This is a genomic window from Corynebacterium sp. HMSC056E09, assembly GCF_001813425.1.
GTDB classification, from domain to species: domain Bacteria; phylum Actinomycetota; class Actinomycetes; order Mycobacteriales; family Mycobacteriaceae; genus Corynebacterium; species Corynebacterium hesseae.
The window spans coordinates 240,811-261,452 of the sequence record NZ_KV812513.1 but is presented as its reverse complement, the minus strand read 5'-3'; the positions used below and the strand labels follow the sequence as shown (position 1 = coordinate 261,452).

Annotated in this window: 15 protein-coding genes; 11 read left to right on the top strand and 4 right to left on the bottom strand. The window is 59.7% G+C overall.

Annotated elements, in window-relative coordinates; genetic code table 11:
* Nucleotides 1-25 precede the first annotated feature (25 nt).
* A complete protein-coding gene (locus HMPREF2912_RS10600) occupies nt 26-1,255 on the bottom strand; it encodes an aromatic amino acid transport family protein (protein ID WP_070684107.1) in 1,230 nt (409 codons plus the stop codon).
* 78 nt (nt 1,256-1,333) lie between these two features.
* Complete coding sequence (gene gabT / locus HMPREF2912_RS10595; protein ID WP_070684106.1) at nt 1,334-2,662, bottom strand: 4-aminobutyrate--2-oxoglutarate transaminase; 1,329 nt, start codon at nt 2,660-2,662, stop codon at nt 1,334-1,336.
* Between the two features lie 117 nt (nt 2,663-2,779).
* Between gabT (HMPREF2912_RS10595) and HMPREF2912_RS10590 the strand changes: the two genes are divergently transcribed.
* A complete protein-coding gene (locus HMPREF2912_RS10590; RefSeq protein ID WP_070684104.1) occupies nt 2,780-4,225 on the top strand; it encodes a PucR family transcriptional regulator in 1,446 nt (481 codons plus the stop codon).
* A gap of 4 nt (nt 4,226-4,229) precedes the next feature.
* Here HMPREF2912_RS10590 and HMPREF2912_RS10585 read toward each other — a convergent pair whose 3' ends face one another.
* Nucleotides 4,230-5,756 carry a helix-turn-helix domain-containing protein gene (locus HMPREF2912_RS10585; RefSeq protein ID WP_246816527.1) on the bottom strand — a complete coding sequence of 509 codons (1,527 nt, stop codon included), beginning with the start codon at nt 5,754-5,756 and terminating at the stop codon, nt 4,230-4,232.
* A gap of 111 nt (nt 5,757-5,867) precedes the next feature.
* Here HMPREF2912_RS10585 and gabT (HMPREF2912_RS10580) point away from each other — a divergent pair, with 111 nt between their 5' ends.
* The 7 genes from gabT (HMPREF2912_RS10580) (at nt 5,868) to HMPREF2912_RS10550 (ending at nt 15,704) form a co-directional block, all read left to right on the top strand.
* Complete coding sequence (gene gabT, locus HMPREF2912_RS10580) at nt 5,868-7,193, top strand: 4-aminobutyrate--2-oxoglutarate transaminase (RefSeq protein WP_070684102.1); 1,326 nt, start codon at nt 5,868-5,870, stop codon at nt 7,191-7,193.
* Between the two features lie 35 nt (nt 7,194-7,228).
* Nucleotides 7,229-8,677, top strand: a complete 1,449-nt coding sequence (locus tag HMPREF2912_RS10575) for a flavin-containing monooxygenase (RefSeq protein WP_070684101.1) — start codon at nt 7,229-7,231, stop codon at nt 8,675-8,677.
* Between the two features lie 15 nt (nt 8,678-8,692).
* Complete coding sequence (locus tag HMPREF2912_RS10570; RefSeq protein ID WP_070597256.1) at nt 8,693-9,673, top strand: alpha/beta hydrolase; 981 nt, start codon at nt 8,693-8,695, stop codon at nt 9,671-9,673.
* Nucleotides 9,674-9,772: 99 nt separating this feature from the next.
* Nucleotides 9,773-11,083 (top strand): YkvI family membrane protein, encoded by a 1,311-nt coding sequence (locus tag HMPREF2912_RS10565; protein ID WP_070597254.1) that lies wholly within the window; start codon nt 9,773-9,775, stop codon nt 11,081-11,083.
* 32 nt (nt 11,084-11,115) lie between these two features.
* A complete protein-coding gene (locus HMPREF2912_RS10560; RefSeq protein ID WP_070624407.1) occupies nt 11,116-12,834 on the top strand; it encodes a helix-turn-helix domain-containing protein in 1,719 nt (572 codons plus the stop codon).
* A 117-nt stretch (nt 12,835-12,951) separates the two neighbouring features.
* Nucleotides 12,952-14,070: an alcohol dehydrogenase catalytic domain-containing protein gene (locus tag HMPREF2912_RS10555; RefSeq protein ID WP_070684099.1), complete on the top strand. Its 1,119-nt coding sequence runs from the start codon at nt 12,952-12,954 to the stop codon at nt 14,068-14,070.
* Nucleotides 14,071-14,171: 101 nt separating this feature from the next.
* Nucleotides 14,172-15,704: a permease family protein gene (locus HMPREF2912_RS10550; protein ID WP_070684097.1), complete on the top strand. Its 1,533-nt coding sequence runs from the start codon at nt 14,172-14,174 to the stop codon at nt 15,702-15,704.
* 167 nt (nt 15,705-15,871) lie between these two features.
* Here the strand turns inward: HMPREF2912_RS10550 and HMPREF2912_RS10545 are convergent, their stop codons facing one another.
* On the bottom strand, nt 15,872-16,561 hold the full coding sequence (locus HMPREF2912_RS10545; RefSeq protein ID WP_070597247.1) for a TetR/AcrR family transcriptional regulator: 690 nt from the start codon (nt 16,559-16,561) through the stop codon (nt 15,872-15,874).
* 144 nt (nt 16,562-16,705) lie between these two features.
* Here HMPREF2912_RS10545 and HMPREF2912_RS10540 point away from each other — a divergent pair, with 144 nt between their 5' ends.
* Genes HMPREF2912_RS10540 through HMPREF2912_RS10535 form a run of 3 tightly spaced genes read left to right on the top strand, consistent with a single transcriptional unit; the run spans nt 16,706 to nt 20,638 of the window.
* Nucleotides 16,706-18,214, top strand: a complete 1,509-nt coding sequence (locus HMPREF2912_RS10540; RefSeq protein WP_070597245.1) for a flavin monoamine oxidase family protein — start codon at nt 16,706-16,708, stop codon at nt 18,212-18,214.
* A 13-nt stretch (nt 18,215-18,227) separates the two neighbouring features.
* Nucleotides 18,228-19,118 carry a universal stress protein gene (locus tag HMPREF2912_RS12755; RefSeq protein WP_083304515.1) on the top strand — a complete coding sequence of 297 codons (891 nt, stop codon included), beginning with the start codon at nt 18,228-18,230 and terminating at the stop codon, nt 19,116-19,118.
* The gene (locus HMPREF2912_RS10535; RefSeq protein ID WP_070523379.1) at nt 19,115-20,638 is read left to right on the top strand and encodes an APC family permease; all 1,524 of its coding nucleotides are present in this window, start codon (nt 19,115-19,117) and stop codon (nt 20,636-20,638) included. The genes HMPREF2912_RS12755 and HMPREF2912_RS10535 overlap by 4 nt, the downstream gene beginning before the upstream one ends.
* Nucleotides 20,639-20,642: the final 4 nt, after the last annotated feature.

The window sequence follows — 20,642 nt, the reverse complement described above, 5'->3', positions numbered from 1 at the left end:
CCTTTCTCAGGGCTAATCGCTTGTACTAAGCCCAACCCGCCGGCACCAGCCCGACGATCGAAATGATCGAATAGATGAAAGCCAAGAAATACACCACGATGATGGTTGCCTGAATAGCCGGGTGCGCAAGACCGCCCACGGTCCAGCCGGGATCGCGGTCGCCCTTCTTGCGGGAGGCGTGCAGCAGCATCACCGGGATGACGGACATGATGGCACCCGCAAAGCCGCCCGCATAGGACAGCGCCGCAACGAAGCCTCCGAGGCCCGCAATCGAGATCACCAGCGGCGGAACAACGGTCAGCGCTACGGCCACGATGCGCTGCCCCTTCACGCCTTCCCAGTGGAAGATGTCGAGGACGTTGCGCATGGTGGTGAAACCAATCGCCAGGAATGACGTCAGCATGGCTGCTAAGGCAAAGATGTTGGCCAAGTAGTAGGCAACCGGGCCCAGTGCCTCACCCCAGGCAATGGTCACCACTTCGGTGACTTCCATACCGAGAAGGCCGAGGGCTGCAAAAGGCACCAGCGCCAGGGTAAAGCCCGTGATGACCATGCCAACGACGATCGCACGCGCGGTCTCCTGCGGCTTCGACGGATCCATGCCTTGGACCAGCTCCGGAACCACATACTGCGCCAGGAATGAGAACACCGCCAGGTTCAGAATCGGGACGATGAAGAAGGGGTGAAGAACCAATAGGTTTTCCACCTTGATACCTGGGCCCAGGATGGTCCATCCACAGAGGACAGCGATGATGATGGCCATACCGGCGGTAATGGCGCCCTCGGTGGCACCCGTGGTATGCAGACCGCGGTACATCACCCACGAGCCAAACCCAAAGAAGATCAACGTGCCAAGAAGCGGCGGCAGGCCGAAAATGTTGTTGATCAAGTCACCGGAGCCGGCAGCATAGGCAATGAGCGCACCGATACCGTTGACGATGATGGCGACGAAGACCAGCCACCGCCCCCACTGCCCCAGGTAATGCTCGGCCAGTCCCGAGACTTGCAGCTTGGCTTTGGTGCGCATGGCGGACTCCGCCACGTACAACATGGAAATGGTCGTGAGCGTGCCAGCCACGAGCAGGGCGATGACGAGCGCGAGGAATCCACCGTTGCGAGCGGCATAAGGAATGGAGAGAACTCCAGCGCCGATGTTGGTGCCGAAGATGAGGGCGATGCCCTGCACGAAGGACAGCGCGGGCTTGAATTCCTTCGTGGATTCATCCTTCTGCGGCACAGTAATGTTGTTGGACAAAGACTTCTCCGATGACTACTAAATGGCTATTAAAACGTGAACTCACCCGGCCATCGCCGGGTGAGAACTGCATTCGCCTTACTTGTATTCGTTGAACTGCTTGACGACGACCTGCAGCGCCTCACGCCACAAGTCCTCCGGGATGGCCAGCGAAGGCAGGAAGCGAATGACGTTGTGGTCCAGGCCGCAGGTCAGCAGCAGGACGCCCTCGGCCTTGGCACCGTCAGCAATCTTGTGCACGAGCTCGGAGTCCGGCTCGCCCTCAGCGGTCACGAACTCGAGTGCGAGCATGGCGCCGCGGCCGCGGAACTCTGCGACGCGCTCATCACCCAGGATGGGCTCCAGCTCCTCGCGGGCGACCTTCTCCAGGTGCTGGGCGCGCGCACCGAAGTCCTTCTCCTCAAACTCCTTAAAGGTTGCCAGCGCAGCGGCGCACGCCACCGGGTTACCGGTGTAGGTACCGCCCAGGCCACCAGGCTGCGGGGTATCCATGATTTCCGCGCGGCCGGTCACTGCGGATAGCGGCATGCCGGAGGCAATGCCCTTCGCAATGGTCACCATGTCCGGCACGATGCCCTCGTGGTCGGAAGCGAACCAGGTACCGGTGCGCATCATGCCCGCCTGGATCTCGTCGATGATGAAGACCACGTCATTGTCGTTGCACCACTTCTGGATTGCTGCGAGGTAGCCCTCAGCCGGGACGACGAATCCGCCCTCGCCCTGAATCGGCTCGGCAACGACGCAGGCCAGGTTGGTCGCGCCGACTTCCTGCTCGATCATGGTGATGGTCTTCTTGGCTGCCTCGGCACCACTCAGACCATCGCGCAGCGGGTAGGACATCGGCGCGCGGTAGATCTCCGGGGCGAAGGGACCGAAGCCGTTCTTGTAGGGCGATTGCTTGGCGGTCATCGCCATGGTCAGGTTCGTACGGCCGTGGAAAGCGCGGTCCATGACCACGACCCCGCGCTTGCCGGTGTAGTTGCGGGCAATCTTCACGGCGTTTTCCACAGCCTCAGCGCCGGAGTTGAAGAGCGCGGTCTTCTTCGGGTGATCACCCGGCGTAACCTCATTAAGCTTCTCTGCCACGGCAACGTAGGACTCGTATGGGGAGATAGTGAAGGAGGTGTGCGTAAAGTGTGCCACGGCCTCCTGGACCGCGGCCACGACGGCCGGGTTCGAAGCGCCAGCGGAGGTCACGGCGATGCCGGAGGCAAGGTCGATGAAGCGGTTGCCGTCGGCATCGGCAAGAATGCCGCCATCGGCATCCACTACGTAACCCGGAAGCGACGGCGCCATGCCCGCGGGGAGGGCGTTCTTCCGGCGCTCATCCAGGGCGGCGCTCTTCGGGCCCGGGACCTGCTGGCCCAGGTGGCGAGACTGCTCAATGTGGTACTGAAGTTCCTGCATGGTCTTCCTTTTGTGCTCGGATGAATAGTGCGCCCCTTAGTGTGGTCTCCACCACCCTCCGCACACTATGGACGAGATGTATAAATTTCCTCCCCATAGCTGTGTACTCTGTCCACCATGCGTGAGATTTCCTTCCGCTGGCTGCTCAACCAGCGCTCATTAAACCTGCGGAGCATCGTCACCGGTAGCGCCACGTTCAACACCATCCACGCCTCCGAGCTCGCGGACCCCAGCGAATTCACCTCTCCCGGCGCGCTCATGCTCACGTTGGGGCTTGCCTTCCGGGAAGAACCGGAGGGCTTCGAACGCTATGTTGCGGCCCTGGCCGCGGCCGGTGTGCAGGGCATTGGCTTCGGCACTGGGCTGGCCTTTAGCGAGGTCCCCACCGCGCTCATCCATGCCTGCTCCCAGCACAATCTCACCCTCTTTGAGGTCCCACGCGCCACCCGATTCGTCTCCATCACCACGGCCGTGGCTCAAGAACAGGCCCGCTTGGACAACAACGCGCACTTTGCACTCCACCGCCAGCAGGAGCGCCTCAACCAGGCCGCGGCCACGAGCATCGGGGCGCTCGTCATGCAAGCCGGCAAAGAACTCGGCGCCGCGGTGGCGGTGGCCAGTTCCTCCGGAGCGGTGGTCAGCCGCAGCGATCGCGGCCAGCTCAGTGCGGCCGACGCCGCGGTGGAGGCCGCGGAGCAGACGGGGCGGGGAACGGGGACGTCGACAAGCACAGGCGCAACCATCACCAGCATCTTCGGCTCGGCGGGACGACGCTGGGCCATCGCGGTAACGCGTGCAGAGAAGTTCGATTCCTACTCCCGCGCGCTCATCCGGCACCTCGCGGGCCTGGCCAGCCTGCTCTTAGATCATCCCGACACCACTGCGCACACGATCCTCGGGGCGTTAGCGCTTGACGCCCAACTGGCCGGGGTTGACTCCCCCGCCTTACAGGCGGCCTTCCATACGGTCGATAGCCACGACCTCGTGGATGTTCTGTTTCTCACGGCACCATCCCCCTCCCGCCTCGCGCGGGCATTAAGCGAGATTGGAAAAGCCGAGCCTCTCAGCCTCATCCGCCCGGAACACGATTCGGCGCTTATCGCGCTTCCCCCGGGCACCGCGCACACGAACTTGTGCGGGAAACACACCCGCTACCTCCGAACGTCCATCCTGCAGCGCATCCAATGGCAGGCGTTGACACCGGCGCTCTTGTCCTCTCTCCAGAGCCACGCGCGCAGCCTGCCCCTCGGCACGGCGGCCGTTTTCGATTCGGCTGCCCCTACCTGGCTGGCAGAACCCGGCGTACCCGAGGCCCTCGCTGCCCGGCGCGCGGCGACGGTCAGCCTTCTTACCGAGCACGATGCGCAGCACAACACAGAGCTGTGCGCCACGCTGCGTTCCTTCCTCGTGGGCAACGCCAACTTGGCCACCGCCGCCGCGGAGCTCGGCGTTCACCGCCACACCGTGCGCGCCCGCTTGGACAAGATCGAGCAACTCTGCGGCGTGGACCTGGGCAACCCCGTCACCCGCGCGGAGCTGCTCTTGCTCAGCCTTGATTCTTAAGATCTCAGTCCGGAACGCTCACGCCCAGGATGAGAAGTTCCGCCGCCACGAGGGGATCCTTAAGGTCCACCTCCAATAATTCCTCCAAGTCCGCGATGCGCTTGCGCACGGTGTGGCGGTGCGAATGCAGCTCCTCAGCGGTGCGGCTTACATGCCCGCCGGCGCGCAAGTAAACCTCCAGTGTTTCCGCCAAGTCGGTGCCGTGCTCGGCGTCAAAGGAACGCACCTTGCCCCAGGTCTCCTTCGCGCGGTTGTGCGCCGCTCCTTTAACCCGAGGGTCCCTAGTCCAGCTCAAGGTGCGCGATTCCGGCCCCGCGAGCATCCCCGGCTGCAGCCCGAAAGCGAAAGACTCCAGCTCGTGGACAATCCCCACCCCCAGCTCGGCCCACGGCATGGGTTGGCCCACGACGATGCGCTTGCTCCCGCGAATATCGCGCAGCAAATCCTGCAGATTTTTCATCGTTCGGCTTCCCCTAAAGAGCAGGAGGCTGGAGGACTTATCCAGCGCGTACTCGAAGAGCAAACGCCCGTGGTCTTGGAGTCGGGCGTCCAGGGCCTGGATGAAGCGCTGGTGAGCCCGCTCCCCCTCGGATTTCACCAAGACCGGGCGCACCCTCCCCTGCGCATCACCCACGAGGTGGAAGATGCGCCGCATGGGATCTTCGGGTTCGTCCAACCCCAGCTGAATGGCCAAAGCCATGGAGTTGAGCTCATTCTGTGTGCGCCGCAGCTCTTGTGGGCGCTTCACGCTAAGCTCCGCTAGGCCCGCGGCCTGCTTGAGTAGCGCGCGCTCGTTCACGCCGAAACCATCACGCGCCACTGCCAAGAGCCCGAAGGAGCGCGCACCGTGGTCGGCCAAGCGCTGGGCCAAGACATTCCACCCGCCCACGCGGCGCGCGGCATAAAAGTTCTGGGCTCGGGTATCGGCGATCACCGGTGCCCAATCCACCGGAGGCAGCCCCGGGTAGCTCGACTGTGCAAAGACGCGCCCGTCTTTATCGACGAGACAGGAATGCGCGCCCAGGAGGCGACTGGTCTTGTCCACGAGGGCATCGAGGCCGGCCACGGCGGCGTCGTTGAGCGCACCCTGCTGGGCGATGAAACGCTCCAACCCTTCCTCGCGCTGGCGCTGCAATTCGTCGTGCAAACGCGCGAGCACCGAAACGAAAGGGACGCGCCGCGCCACCGTGAAGAGCGAAATATTGCATTCCCGAGCGGCCTCCAGCATTCCGGGAGGAACCTCGGCAAAGGCCAGCCCAACGCCGAAACCCACCCCCGTTACCCCACCCACGGACACCTTGCGGATGTACTCTGCCAGTTCCTCAGGCTGTCCTTCAAATGCCATGCCGGTGAGCAAAATGACGGCCCCGGATCCCACAAATTCGCGCGGATCGCGCAGTTCACACGGGTGCATCACGGAAAAGGAACGCCGACAATCGTGCAGAATCTCTATCCCCAGATCGGGTTGATTGGCCAACCACGTGAGGGACACGCTCCCCTCTTCCAGCCCGGCCGCTACCCCCTTATCCACTGTGGACAATTTCTCACCATTCTTTCACCAGATCGTCTGTGGCCCTCCTGAAGTTTAGCCGCCAGAATGACCTACGTCATAACAAATCCCGAGCATTAAGGAGCAGACAGCATGCAGGATCTCAAGCACCGCCTCCCTCAGGAGCGGAATGTTTCCACCGCAATCCCTGGCCCCCGCAGCCAGGAGCTGAATGCCGCCCGTGAAGCAGACGTCGCCGCTGGCGTCATCCCGGGCTACCCCTCCTACATCACTGACGGCGACGGTGGCGTGCTTGTCGACGTCGACGGCAACACCATCGTCGACTTCGCATCCGGCATCGCCGTGACTTCCGTCGGTGCCTCCAACCAGCGCGTTGCCAAGGCCGTCGCCGAAGCTGCCAGCCACCTCACCCACACCTGCTTCCTCAACGCTCCTTACGAGGGCTTTGTCCAGGTAGCCAAGAAGCTCAACGAGTTGACCCCGGGCACCCACGAAAAGAAGTCCTGCCTCTTCTCCACCGGTGCTGAGGCAGTGGAGAACGCCATCAAGATCGCTCGCCGCTACACAGGCAAGAACCGCGTCGTGGTTTTCGACGGTGCCTTCCACGGCCGCACCAACCTGACCATGACCATGACCGCCAAGAACAAGCCGTACAAGTCCGGCTTTGGCACCCTGGCCGCTGACATCTACCGCGCGCCGATGTCCTACCCGCTGCGCGACGGCCTCGACGGCAAGCAGGCAGCAGCGCGCACCCTGCGCTACATCGAGCAGTACGTCGGCACCGAAGAGTTGGCTGCCGTCATCATCGAGCCGGTTCAGGGCGAGGGCGGCTTCGTTGAGCCGGCCAAGGGCTTCCTCCCGGCACTGCAGGAATGGTGCACCGACAACGGCGTTGTCTTCATCGCCGATGAGATCCAGGCCGGCATCTGCCGCACCGGCTCCTGGTTCGCCTGTGAAGACGAGGGCATCATCCCAGACCTCATCACCACCGCCAAGGGCGTGGGCGGCGGCATGCCGCTCTCCGCTGTGACCGGCCGTGCCGAAATCATGGATGCCCCGGACCCGGGCTCCCTGGGAGGCACCTACGCCGGTAACCCGGTGGCCTGCGCTGCTTCCCTGGCAGCCTTCGAGGAAATGGAGGAGCTGGACCTCAACTCCCGCGCTCGCGAAATCGAGGCCATCATCCGCGAAGAGCTGGAGCCGCTGCTCGAGCTCACCGCCGTTGCTGAGGTCCGCGGCCGCGGCGCCATGATCGCCATCGAGCTGGTCGATGACAACAACCAGCCAAACGCCGACCTCACCGCCAAGGTAGCCAAGACCTGCCGCGAGCAGGGCGTGCTCATCCTCACCTGTGGCCTCGACGGCAACGTCATCCGCCTCCTTCCGCCCCTGGTCATCAACGAGTCCACCCTGCGTGACGGCCTCCAGGTTCTGGCTGAAGCCATTCGCGCGAACTAATCCGAAACACCAACACCTCAAGGAGACACACCACCATGAAGATCTACGACTGCATCATCCTCGGCACCGGCTACGGCGGACTGGGCATGGGCGCCCAACTTGTTCGCGACGAGCAGCAGGACTTCCTCATTCTCGAAGCAGCCGACGAGGTCGGCGGCGTCTGGCGCGACAACACCTACCCGGGTGCTGCCTGCGATACCCAGGCTCTGATCTACTGCTACTCCTACTTCCTCAACCTCGGCGTCTCCCGCATGTTCGCCGGTCAGGACGAGATGCAGGGCTACCTCAAGGCCCTCGCAGAAGAGTTCAAGCTCTACGATCACATCAAGTTCAACCACCGCATCACCCGCGCCGAGTGGAAGGAAGACCTCAAGGCGTGGGAGATCGAGGCCAACGGTGAGACCTACTACGGCCGCGTCTTCGTCGGCGCCTGGGGCCAGCTCTCCAAGCCGAAGATCCCGAACTTCCCGAACCGCGAGGCATTCCAGGGCGTGCAGTTCCACTCCGCCGAGTGGAACCACGACGTCGACCTGAACGGCAAGAAGGTTGCCGTCATCGGTAACGCGGCCTCCGCTGTCCAGCTGGTTCCGGAGGTTGCCAAGGAAGCGGAGAAGCTCTCCGTGTTCCAGCGCTCCGCAAACTACATCCTGCCGCGCAACCAGGTCATCTTCACCGAGGAGGAGACCAAGGAATTCCAGGAGAACCCGGATTCCTACCGCGCCATCCGCCAGGAAATCCACGAGGTCCGCGAGGAGGGCTTCGACCGCACCCGCAAGGGCACCGACTCCGCCGCCGAGGGTGTCGAGCAGGCCATGGAGCACCTGCGCTCCCAGGTCAACGACCCGGAGCTGGTGGAAAAGCTCACCCCGACCTTCGCCTTCGGCTGCAAGCGCATCTTGCGCTCCGATGACTTCTACCCCACCTTCAACCGTGACAACGTGGAGCTTGTCACCGCTGGTATCGAGAAGTTCACCGAGACCGGCATCCGCACCGAGGACGGTGTCGAGCACGACTTCGACGTGGTCATCTACGCCACCGGCTTCCACTCCCAGGAATTCCAGGGCGACCTGCCGATTGCCGGCCGCGACGGCATCGACCTGCGCGAGCGCTGGGGCAACTCTCCGGAGGCTTACCTGGGTATGACCGTGGATGGCTTCCCGAACTTCTTCATGCTCTACGGCCCGAATACCAACCTCAACCACCACTCCGTGGTAGCCATGCTCGAGGCACAGGACCGCTACATCTCCCAGGCCGTTGCTTACCTGCGCGAGAACCCGGAGGCAGCCCTCGACGTGAAGAAGAACGTCATCGACGAGTTCAACACCCGCATCCAGAAGGAACTCGAGGAATCTGCGTTCTCCGCTGACTGCTCCTCGTGGTACAAGAACGAGGAAGGCCGCGTCATCAACAACTGGTCCGGCAACGTTGCTGAGTACTACGAGCTCACCGACAAGCTGGAGATCAACGACTACGAGCTGGTCTAGAAGGTAGTGATCACGATGCACACTCTGCACGACGAATACTCCGGGCGCCCCGTCGCTGAGGATGCGTGGAAGGCGCTGAAGCCTTTCCGCGATGGTGGAGCGAAGTCCTTCCATAACTTCCCCATCCCGCAGGTGCGTGAGAACTACGTAGCCTCGGCCCACGCCAACCCTCTCCACGAAGAAAAGGAACCTGCGACCACAGATTTCCAGGTCGACCAGTTCCAGGTTCGCCTTTATGACCCCCGCCCGGAGGCAGAACGCGGCCAGGAGACCCCCGCGGTGCTCTACATGCACGGCGGTGGCTGGCTCATGGGCAACCTGGAGACCCACCACTCCTCGGTACGCCGTATCGCGGTGCTGACCGGCCTCCCGGTCGTCGCGGTGGATTATCGCCTCGCCCCGGAGCACACCTACCCGGCGGCTATCGACGATTGCCGCGCCGCCTACCGCTGGCTGTCCAACCCCGAGGCAGAGCACGGACTGACCGTGACCTCCATCGCGGTCGCCGGTGATTCGGCCGGCGGCCAGCTGGCTGCCACGTTGGCGAATGAGTTCGCGGTGCTTGACGACGTCGCCAAGCTCAGCGCCCAGATCCTGCTCTACCCGATCACGGATTGCTCCCGCGAGCGCACCGAGAACGGTGCTTCCTACAAACGCCTGGAGGAAGGCTTCCCTCTCGCCTCCGACACCATGCGGTGGTTCATCGATACCTTCGTCACGGAGGAATCCCAGCGCACCGCCACGGATCTCTCTCCGCTGCTGTTGGAAGAGCTGCCGGAGGGCCTGCCCCCGTCGCTCGTCATCACGGTGGACAACGATCCACTGGCGGATGAGGGCATCGAGTATGCCGGGAAGCTAGCTAAAGCTGGCGTCGACGTCACTCACAAGCACCTCCTGGGCTACCACCACGGGCTCTTTACCTCCGCGGCGATCATTGACCGCGGCGAGGAGGAGCTTGCTGGAATCGCCGAGTTCATCAAGGCAGTGACGAGATAACAGCTATCGCTCCATCACACACGGGGCAGGCACCCTTCCTAGGCGGCCTGCCCCGTCTGCATAAGTAGAAGCATTAATCCATCCACAGTTAGGTTCACCATGCTTAAACGCTCATTCGGCATCGCGATGGCCTTCATCGGCGTGCTCGCGGGAGCCTCCTTCGCGTCCGGCCGTGAGGCCCTCCAATACTTCGTTGCCTTCGGAAACATGGGCATCGTCGGTGCCATCGTCACCGCACTGGCCATGACCATTTCCGGAATCACCATTCTCCAATTGGGTTCTTATCACCGCGCAAAAGAACACACTTCTGTGTTCAACGCGGTGTCCACGCCAATTGTGTCGAAGATCCTTGACTTCGCCACGCTGACCTGTCTTTTCTGCATCGGCTTCGCCATGTTCGCCGGCGCCGGCACCAACCTCAACCAGCAGTGGGGCTGGCCGGTGTGGATCGGTGCGATCCTCATGCTCATTCTCACGCTGCTGACTGGTTTGCTCGATGTCGACAAGGTGACCATCGCCATTGGCGCTATCACCCCGTTCATCATCATCCTGCTGACCATCGGCACCGTGTATACCGTGTTGACGTCCAGCCCCGATTGGTCACACCTCAACGAGCAGGCGCAGACCATTCCCACCACGCTGCCCAACTGGTGGGTCTCCGCCATCAATAACTTGGGCCTCAACGTCATCGTGGTGGTCTCCATGATGATCGTCATCGGCGGCAACTTCCTCGATGCCAAGGAAGTGGGCTATGGCGGCATCCTCGGCGGCCTGTGCTTCCTGTTCCTGCTCGCGGTCCTGGTGGGCGGCCTCTACGTTTCGGTGGGCCCGATTACCGACGCCGAAATGCCAACCTTGGCCATGATTGAGCAGATTCATCCAGCGCTCGGAGTCGCCATGTCCATTGCTATCTACGGCATGATTTATAACACCGCCATCGGTATGTTCTATGCCTTTGCCAAGCGCCTGACCCGTGGCAAGCCACAGCACTTCTACAAGGTTTATGTCATCTCGGTGCTCATCGGATTCGTGCTCTCCTTCGTCGGCTTCTCTAACCTCATCGGCTGGGTATATCCGATTCTGGGCTACATGGGTATCGCCATCATGTTCATCATCGGCTTTGCTTGGATGAAGAACCGCAAGGACCTGCAGTCTGAGGCCGATCTGCGCCGCCGTGCCCGCGAACTACTCAAGAAGCGTTTTGAGAATGACAACCATCTCTCTGATGAGGAAATGCGCGAGCTTTCCGCTATCGCCCGCAATTCCTCCATTCCCGAATCTGACTTCATCAGAGAAATCATGACTGAGGTCGATTCCGAGGACGTGCCCGAAGAGCTGCAGATTGGTGATGGCAAGCTCCACGCGCTCATCACTGGCAAGCCCATTCCGCGCACTAAGAAAAAAGTCTGATCCTAATAATCTGATCCAAATAAACTGTAGGCATGTCTCTCCTCGGCACCGTACTCTCCCGCCTCGCCAGCGGCACCCGTGTCCCCGACGAGCTGCGAGAGCAACTGGATGCCGAGGAGCTCAGTTCGCTTCGGGCCGTTGAGGAGACCATGCGCGCCAACCACACGTGGCGGGTGATGTCGACCAAGCTGCTCGATGTTTCCCAGATGCTCAACTCGGGCCGCGAATCATCTGATATCTTCCACGCCATCGTGCGCCACGCGCGCACCACTATTGGCACGGACGTGGGTTATCTCAGCCTCAACGATGAGGGCTCCGGCTTTACCAAAGTGCTGGCCACCAGCGGTGTCGTCACCGAAGAATTCCGCACCATCAACATGCCGATGGGATCTGGAATTCTCGGCATTGTGGCCGCCACCAACCGCCCGGCGTGGACCTATGACCATTCCGCCGACCCCAACGTCACGCACGTGGATTACGTGGACCGCGCGGTGGAGGCCGAGGGAATCCGCGGAATCCTAGGTGCCCCGATTCGTATTGCCGGGCGCACCATCGGCGCGCTGCTCGTGGGCGACCGCCACCCCCGCCACTACACGCACGAGGAGATTGCCGCGCTCGAGGTGCTTGGCTCTATTACCTCTGTGGCATTGGAAAATGCGCAAGTCATTGAGAGCCAGGGCGAATCCGTTGCCGAGCTAACCCGCTCGCAGATAGCTCTGAGCCGCCATGTGGAAGAGCTGCAGTGGCTCAATGAGGTCAACGCGAAACTGCTCCACGTGCTCATGAACAATGCCAGCTTCGAAGAGCTGGAACGCGTGCTGACTGAAAGTCTCGACGCTCCGGTGATGCTGTGGACCACGGAGGATGCCCCGGACGCTCCCCCAGCAAGCACGTTCCCCGTGGAGTTTAATGGCCGCGCACTGGGCACGATTGGTGTGGACAAGCAGCTCAGCGACGCCGAACTGCGCGTCATCAGCCATGCTTCCGCGGCCTTTACGTCGATCGCCCTTTTTGCTGAGGCGCTTGTCGACGCCACTGCGCGCAAAGTCGATGACCTGGTCTACGCCGTGGCGCTGGGTAATGCCGGGCGTGAGGAGATCGCCCGCCTGCGACATCTGACGGGTATCAGCCTGATCTCCTCAGCACAGCTGTATTTCGTGGGCCTGCACTCAGCAAAGAGCCTGCCCACTCGTCCGCAGCTGGAACACCTCTTACCGGGTAATGCCGCTATTACGCACCACGATCAGCACGTGTGCGTGCTGTACCAGCCGGATCGAGGTATCGATGCGGCGCTGGCCCCGCTGCTATCTGAGTTCCCCGATTTAACGGTCTCCGCCATCGGCTTTGATGGCCTGAGTGAAGCACGCAGCGCACATGATTCCGCCATGTCTTACCTGGAATCAGCGCTCGCCCTGGGAGTGCGCGGCCGTCTGATCACCGAGGACTCCCTGGGCACGGTGGGCCTCATCTTGGGGGCGGACCCTCACGCATTGAACGCTCTATCCACGCGCACCATCGGCCCGCTGCTGTGTTATGACGAGGAGCATTCCACGGAGCTAACCGATACCGCCCACCACTATCTGCTCTCCGGGCACAGCATCCCGCAGACGGCCCGCGCCATGTTCATCCACCCCAACACGGTGCGCCAGCGCCTCGACCGCATCGCTGAGCTGATGGGTGATGAATGGGCCGTCGGCCAGCGCGGGCTCGATGTCTTCGTGGCGCTGCGCGCCCACGCGCTCGCCAAGTAGACAATTCCCCATCTATACCCCCATCTGATGTAATTTCTCCCATACCGTTCCTGCCCTCATCGACGTTCTGTGGCGTACATTACGTTGCATTAACCCACCCGATGTCTGGAGGTAGATATGTCTGACACGATTACCATTCGCGGCGCCGTCCTGGAGCGCTCCGGCGATGAGCGTCCCTACGCCGACTCCAAGCCCATTACCGTGAGCGAGCTCGAGCTCACCGCCCCCGGCGAAGGCGAGATCCTGGTCAAGATCACCGCCGCTGGCCTCTGTCACTCCGACCTCTCAGTGGTCAACAACAACCGCCCCCGCCCGCTGCCGATGCTTTTGGGTCACGAGTCCGCTGGCATCGTCGAGAAGATCGGCCCAGGCGTGACCAACGTCAAGGTTGGCGACCACGTGGTCATGACCTTCCTGCCGCGCTGCGGCGAGTGCGCCGGCTGCAAGACCGACGGCAAGATGCCCTGTGAGGTCGGCTCCAAGACCAACAACGAGGGCACCCTCATCCGCGGTACTCGCCACCTCACCCGCAATGGTGAGATGGTCCAGCACCACCTCGGTGTTTCCGGCTTCGCCACCCACGCAGTGGTTTCCGAGCTCTCCGTCGTGCCGGTGGGCTCCGATGTCCCGGCGGATATCGCCGCTATTCTCGGCTGCGCCATCCTTACTGGCGGCGGCGCCATCCTCAACGAAATCGATCCAAAGCCCGAAGACAGCATCGCCGTCGTCGGCCTCGGTGGCGTGGGCATGGCCGCCATCATCACCGCCGCTGCGCTCGGCGTGAAAGAGATCGTGGGCATCGACATGCAGAAGGACAAGTGCGAAAAGGCCCTCGAAATCGGTGCTACTTCCGCCATGACCCCGCAGGAAGCTGAAGAGTCCGGCAAGAAGTTCACCGCCGTCGTGGAGGCCGCCGGCCACCCGAAGGCACTGGAAACCGCCTACAAGGTCACCGCACCGGGCGGCCTGACCGTCACCGTTGGCCTGCCGGCACCGGGCTCCACCATCACCATCGACCCGCTCGTGATGACCTCAGAGGCACGCCGCGTACACGGTTGCTACCTGGGTTCTTCCGTTCCGTCGAAGGACATCCCGAAGTACGAGCAACTGTGGCGCGAGGGCAAGCTCAACGCCGAGGCCCTGATCTCCGACCACATCAAGCTCGAGGACATCAACACCGCCATGGACCGCCTGTCCGACGGTGTGGCACTGCGCCAGATCATCGAGTTCGACTAGGTAGAGCTCGGCTAAACCTCAACCACTTCACCTTTCCTCACCAAGCCCTGCGCGGTTCGCGCCCGTAGGGCTTGGTCCCTTTTCTTTGAAAGGAGGCCGTCATGGCCGCAACCACCGAAGCCGCCGAACCCGAAGAGCAGGGAATCGGTCAAGCTTCGCCCCACTGGAAGATGGGGCCCTTTGATGTCCGCTTGCCGTTCGTGCACTACCGCATTGAGTGGCCGGACTTTGCCCAAGGTTTGTTCATGTGCGTGGTCGACCTGGGAGCTATCCCTCTCATGACTGAGGCCCTCGGCATGCCCTATGAGGCGGCACTGGCCGTCGTCATGCTCAACGGCCTTCTCTACCTGACCCACCACCTCTTGGGTGACCCGGTTGTCCCGGGTTGGATTACCCCAGCTATTCCGCTGCTGACGGTCTACATCCAGACCTTCCCGGAAGGAGAGCAGCGAATCTGGGCGCTCATCAGTTTCCAGCTCTTGTTGGGCATATTCTCCTTAACACTGGGTATAACTGGGTGGGCGTCAAAGGTCGTTCGCCTCATTCCTTCAGGCCTGCGCGCCGGTATCGTGCTTGGTGCCGGTATTGCAGCGATTATCTCGGTATTTCAAGAAGACGGACGTTTCCACTCCTTCCCTATCACCATCACCATCGCGGTGGCCGTAGCCTTCTTCCTCATGTATTCGCGCGGCTTCCAGGCACTGCGGCAGAAGGCCGCCGGCTGGCGTTTCCTGGCTTCGCTAGGCATCCTGCCCGCCATCTTCGTCGCGGTCTTCGTCGCACCGCTGGCCGGCGAGGCACCGTGGCCGGACGTGGAGTGGGGCTTCTCCAAGCCTGACTTCATCACGCTGTGGTCTGAGTACACGGTCTTCGGCGTTGGCTTGCCGCCGGCGCACATGTTCCTTACCGCCATCCCCACAGTGTTGGCTGCCTACATCGTCGTCTTCGGTGACGTCCTGCAAGCCAACGCCGTTCTCAAGGAAGCCGACCATGTCCGTACGGATGAGGCCGTGGTCTACAGCCCGTCGCGCGCACACCTCCTCTTCGGCGGCCGCAACATGCTGATGTCCATCATCGGCCCAGACATCGCCATGTGTGGTCCACTGTGGGCGGCGATGCACGTGGTCATCGTTGAGCGCTACAAGCAGGGCAAGCGCGCCATGCGCACCATATTCGGTGGCGCGGGCTCCTTCCGCTGGGGCACCAACACGGGCCTCCTCCTGCTACCGATTACCTCCTTCGTTGAGCCTATCCTGCCGGTGGGCTTGGCACTGACGCTCATCATCCAGGGCTTCGTATCCGTGCGTGTGGGCATCATGGAGGCCAAGAACCAGAAAGACCTCGGCATCGCAGGCGTAACCGCTGGCGTGCTGGCCACCCAGGGCGCCGCGTGGGGATTCGCCGCCGGCATCATTATGGTGCTGGTCATCTACGGCAAGGACATGTTCAAGGACGAGCGCGACGGCACCATCCGCAACTTCGATGAGATCGATCCGGAGGAAGGCTTCGCCGACGCCCAGGCGGATTTCACAGAGCTGGCAGAACTCAATGATCTGGACGCTGACGGGCACCCGATCGATCCGAACGCCCACCGCACAGAATCCAAAAACTCTCCAAAATCTAGCGAGACCTAAGCTCAACCAGCTTATTCCCCCAAGGTGCTTCCCTCCCCGATAGCAGTTCATCCCTAGCTGCAGGGGAGGGTTTCGCATTTCATCCTTCTTTGTCAGCTATTCAAGAAGCTGCTGGATGGAATCTGTTTTATCCGTGGGGCTGTGTTCTCTAAATAGGCGTCACAAATTTAAGCCTCATCGGATGATAGGAACTTTTCCAACAGGGCTTCCAAACCAGTTTCAAACGACTTGTCCGCGCGAAGTTTAGATTGTTCGCTCTCCTCCGAAGACTGCTCTCGGAATTGCGCCAGGTAGATGTCATTCATCCTGTTCAATGGGCTATCTCCAGGCCCAGGCGATTCAAAAATATTCAAAGGCGCATGAACGTCGTAAGCAGATCCAAAAACTAGAGATTCTACTGCGACAAGCCTCGTAATCACTTCCGGTTCGGGAACTCCAGCAAGTGCAATTACTTGGACGAGCAATTCGTACATCGAAATCGTTTGCGGCGAACCATAAAGTGGAAGCTCAGTAATTACACGAATCAGCGGGATGTTATCAGCCAGAATATCCCGATACGACCATGCCCATTGCCGAAGCGCATCAGCTGCTGGCAGTTCCCCTGCAAGGGCGAGCTTCAGCGACGAAGTATCGACTTTAGCGATGATGTCATCTTGAACCAGAGCCAGCAGTTCTTCTTTATTCGAAATGTGATTATAGAGCGCTGCGGTACTGACCTTCATTGACCGAGCTACCGCTGACATCGATAGGGATTCAAGCCCCTTGCGATCAACAATTTGCAGTGCGGCTGATGCTATTTTTTGCCGGTTCACCAGCGCTTTCACTGGCCGCCCTTTGGGGCGCGAAACATTTACCATTGTGATCCCTACAATTCTTACCGCGCGTTTGTTACTGTAGTCACAACGTTAAATTAAACCCTTTAATTTAACGTTGAAACACCATCGTCCATACGAAGGTCTCACTCACCGCATACCTACTGCACGCGAAGGAGAAACGCTCCAATGGTCACGCAACGTAATGGTAATCCCAACGCCGAAGAGCGCACAGTCGATGTTGTAATCATCGGCGCCGGCGCTTCAGGGCTAATGGCTGCCCGTACCCTCAAGAAAGCAGGAAAATCAGTCTGCGTTCTCGAAGCCCGCAATCGCGTGGGCGGCCGTACTTGGAACGGAAAGGTACTCGACGACCAAGGTACTGAACACTTCATTGAGATCGGCGGCCAGTGGATTTCGCCCGATCAAACGCGCCTCACCGAACTCGTCCAGGAGCTCGGACTCGAGACTTTTGATCGGTACCGCGAAGGAAAGTCAGTCTACGTGTCCCCAGATGGCACCCGCCACGAATTTGAGGGAGATACCTTCCCGACGTCAGAGGAAACCGCCTCCGAGATGAATCGATTGATCGCTGAGCTCAATCAGCTGGCCGAGGAAGTCGACGCTAACGCCCCTTGGGAGCACCCACGAGCCAAAGAACTCGATAGCCAATCCTTCCGTGACTGGTTAGAAAGCCTATCTGACGATTCTGAGGCAATTGACAACATCTCGCTTTACATTTCCTCTGGAATGCTTACTAAGCCTTCCCGCACCTTTTCCGTACTTCAAGCAGCTCTGATGGCTTCATCTGCTGGTTCTTTCGACAACCTTGTTGATGAAAACTTCTTGCTTGATAAGCGAGTTGCCGGCGGCATGCAGTCAGTTTCCATAACGATGGCAGAGGAACTCGGCGATGACGTCATTCTCAGTTCACCTGTTCGCACTCTCGAATGGGCTACGCCAGATCCTTCTACGGCAGACGCCCCCAACAATGTTGAAGCGGACGTCCGCAATGGTGTGGACAACAATGGTGGACCGGGAACCGTAACTGCCTACTCTGATCGCGCTGTTGTCCATGCTAAAAACGCTATCCTTGCGGTTCCGCCAAACCTCTATAGTCGCATTTCCTACGTGCCTCCCCTGCCGCGAGAACAGCATGTTGCCCATCAGCACATTTCCATGGGTCTCGTCATCAAAGTTCATGCAGTCTATGAAACTCCCTTCTGGCGTGAAGAGGGACTGTCCGGTACTGCATTCGGTGGCGATCGACTCGTTGCCGAAATCTATGACAACACCAATTACGGCAAAAACTTCGCAGGCGGTGAGGAAGGAAAAGAAGACGCATTCGGCACATTGGTTGGCTTTGTTTCCGACGTTTACGCCGAAGAGATGTGGGCTCTCCCCGCTGAAGAACGCAAAGAGCGCATCCTCGATGCAATGTCCATTTACCTTGGTGACAAGGTGAAGAAGCCAATCGCATTCTTCCTCTCCGATATGGCGGCCGAAGAATGGACTCGCGGAGCCTACGCAACGTCATACGATTTGGGTGGACTATCGCGTTGGGGCCATCTTCAGAACAAACCAACCGGCCCTATCTATTACTCCTCTTCTGACATCGCTGGTGCAGGTTACCAGCACGTCGACGGCGCGGTGCGTATCGGTGAAGCCGTTGCGAAACAGATTCTTGGGCAGGGATAAGCGGTGACTGTTCATGAATCCACCCACAGATTTTCCGCGCCGCAGGGCTAACGGCTCTCTGCTAGTCGCATACATCGACACCTCTGACGGTCATGATGCTCTCCATTTAGGAATTGCTCTCGCGCGTGAGCGCCAGGTCAACCTGAAGATAGTCTCGGTTATTCCTCCTGTTAGTCCTCAAGGTTTTGGTGTTCAGACTCAAGATCCTGGTTACAACGCGATTGTGCGAGAACAAACCGAACAGCGTCTCGCCAGTGCGTTAAATAGTCTTCCCGCTGACATTTCTGCGACATGGCACGTCGTCGAGGGGACAGAACCCGCTCTTGCCTTGAATGATGTCGCGCAAAAACTTGAGTGCGATTTAATCGTCGTCGGAGCACGCTCAGGCGGACTTTTGAACCGATTCCGCATCGGTACAGTACCCAGTTCATTGCTATACACAGCACAAACACCAGTAGCGCTAGCTCCTCAAGACTATTCATATCCAGGACCGATAACGAGTATTTCTGCCCTTGTTGGCCCGCGCCGAGGACGATCAGATGTCGCGGCAATCGGACTCGACCGCGCAAACCGCCGAGAGATTCCATTACGCATCATTACCTTGAAGATCTCCGGAGAAGATGCCGGGCACGGATTTGAGCTCCCACTCTCGGAGGCAATCGAAGAAGCGGTTTCCAAGGGACAAGCGTCACGCATCACTACTTCGGGATCAAGTGTCCAGTCAGCGCTGCGAAACCTTAGCTGGGAAGAGGGCGAAGTGGCAGTTCTTGGTTCTGCGCGTATTGCCGGCGATGGTCGGCTCTTCCTTGGCACAACTGCTCATCGAATCCTCAAGCACTTACCAGTTCCAACCATTGTTGTCCCTTCGGGCTACATGTCGCTGAAAGGAGGTGCTCCCTCATGAGTGAACAACCAGCAGTTTCAGAGAAAGGATTGGCAGTCGGCAAAGTCGGTTTGCTCGGAGCTGTCGTCATTGGCATTAGTTGTTTGGCGCCAACTTACACACTCACTTCGGGAATCGGTCCTGCCATCTCGGCCGTGGGCGTCTTCGTTCCAGCCGTTCTCATTCTGGGGTTTATCCCCATGCTGCTTGTGGCCTTTGCTTACCGCGAGCTCAACAACCGTGCTCCTGATTCAGGAACCACTTTTACATGGGCGACCAAAGCCTTCGGCCCGTGGGTCGGTTGGATGGGTGGCTGGGGTCTGATCGCCGCCACGATATTGGTCCTATCGAACCTTGCCGCAGTGGCCGTTGACTTCTTCTATCTGCTCATCGCACAGCTTGCCGGTAGACCAGAGCTCGCTGAACTCACACGCAACCTCTGGGTAAATATTCCAACCACACTTGTGTTCTTAGTTGCTGCAGCTTGGGTCGCGTATCGAGGTATGGACACAACGCAGAAGATGCAATACATCCTCGTTGCAATTCAAATCATCGCAATTGTCTCCTTCGATGTCGCAGCATTATGGAGGGCTTACAACGGAGATGGATTCGATTTCACCCCCATCCAATTCAGCTGGTTCAACCCATTTGAAATCAAGGACTTCTCGGTGGTTGCTGCCGGAATCTCCCTATCCATCTTCATGTTCTGGGGCTGGGATGTCACCCTAACTATGAATGAAGAAACGAAAAACCCAGAAAAAACTCCTGGCCGGGCGGCTACCGTCGTCATCGTCATCACGATCATTTTGTATGTACTTACAGCGGTAGCCGTTATGGCATGGGCGGGCATCGGCGAAAGCGGACTAGGCGCCGGTAACCCAGACAATCAGGAATCAATTTTTGCAGTGCTTTCTTACCCGGTTATGGGCCCATTTGCCATCCTTATTTATATCTCGGTTCTAGCTAGCTCTTTTGCATCCTTGCAATCCACGCTGGTTAGCCCCGCCCGCACGATTCTGGCGATGAGCTATTACAAAGCTCTTCCCCCACAATTGGCTCGAATCAGCCCACGATTCCAAACTCCAACCGTCGCAACGATTGTCGCAACCGTCGTTTCTGGAGCCTTTTATGCCATAACAAGAGTGCTCTCAGAGAATGCACTTTGGGACACAATTGCTGCTCTTGGTCTCATGATTTGTTTCTATTACGGCATCACAGCAGTTGCCTGTCTGTGGTATTTCCGAAAAGAACTCTTTACTTCAGTAAGGAACTTCCTGTTTAAGTTTCTATGCCCGTTGCTGGGCGGTGGCTTCCTTCTCTTAATGTTTTTCATCACCGCTTATGACTCCATGGACCCGAGCTTTGGTTCCGGTTCTTCTCTTGGAGGGGTCGGAATCGTCTTCATCCTGGGCGCCAGCATCCTCGTGCTCGGATTAATCCTCATGTTCATTACCCGACTCCGCAACCCAGATTTCTTCACGGGCTCAGTAATCAGCCGTAGTGAATCCAGTTCAGATACAACAACCCCAAACTTTTCCTAGGAGG

Bases quoted from the DNA above. Each gene is read 5' to 3' on its own strand.
- HMPREF2912_RS10575 (WP_070684101.1), top strand. From the start codon at position 7,229: ATGAAGATCTACGACTGCATCATCCTCGGCACCGGCTACGGCGGACTG.
- HMPREF2912_RS10550 (WP_070684097.1), top strand. From the start codon at position 14,172: ATGGCCGCAACCACCGAAGCCGCCGAACCCGAAGAGCAGGGAATCGGT.
- HMPREF2912_RS10535 (WP_070523379.1), top strand. From the start codon at position 19,115: ATGAGTGAACAACCAGCAGTTTCAGAGAAAGGATTGGCAGTCGGCAAA.
- HMPREF2912_RS10570 (WP_070597256.1), top strand. From the start codon at position 8,693: ATGCACACTCTGCACGACGAATACTCCGGGCGCCCCGTCGCTGAGGAT.
- HMPREF2912_RS10565 (WP_070597254.1), top strand. From the start codon at position 9,773: ATGCTTAAACGCTCATTCGGCATCGCGATGGCCTTCATCGGCGTGCTC.
- HMPREF2912_RS10590 (WP_070684104.1), top strand. From the start codon at position 2,780: ATGCGTGAGATTTCCTTCCGCTGGCTGCTCAACCAGCGCTCATTAAAC.
- HMPREF2912_RS10560 (WP_070624407.1), top strand. From the start codon at position 11,116: ATGTCTCTCCTCGGCACCGTACTCTCCCGCCTCGCCAGCGGCACCCGT.
- HMPREF2912_RS12755 (WP_083304515.1), top strand. From the start codon at position 18,228: ATGAATCCACCCACAGATTTTCCGCGCCGCAGGGCTAACGGCTCTCTG.
- gabT (WP_070684102.1), top strand. From the start codon at position 5,868: ATGCAGGATCTCAAGCACCGCCTCCCTCAGGAGCGGAATGTTTCCACC.
- HMPREF2912_RS10555 (WP_070684099.1), top strand. From the start codon at position 12,952: ATGTCTGACACGATTACCATTCGCGGCGCCGTCCTGGAGCGCTCCGGC.
- HMPREF2912_RS10545 (WP_070597247.1), bottom strand. From the start codon at position 16,561: ATGGTAAATGTTTCGCGCCCCAAAGGGCGGCCAGTGAAAGCGCTGGTG.
- HMPREF2912_RS10540 (WP_070597245.1), top strand. From the start codon at position 16,706: ATGGTCACGCAACGTAATGGTAATCCCAACGCCGAAGAGCGCACAGTC.
- gabT (WP_070684106.1), bottom strand. From the start codon at position 2,662: ATGCAGGAACTTCAGTACCACATTGAGCAGTCTCGCCACCTGGGCCAG.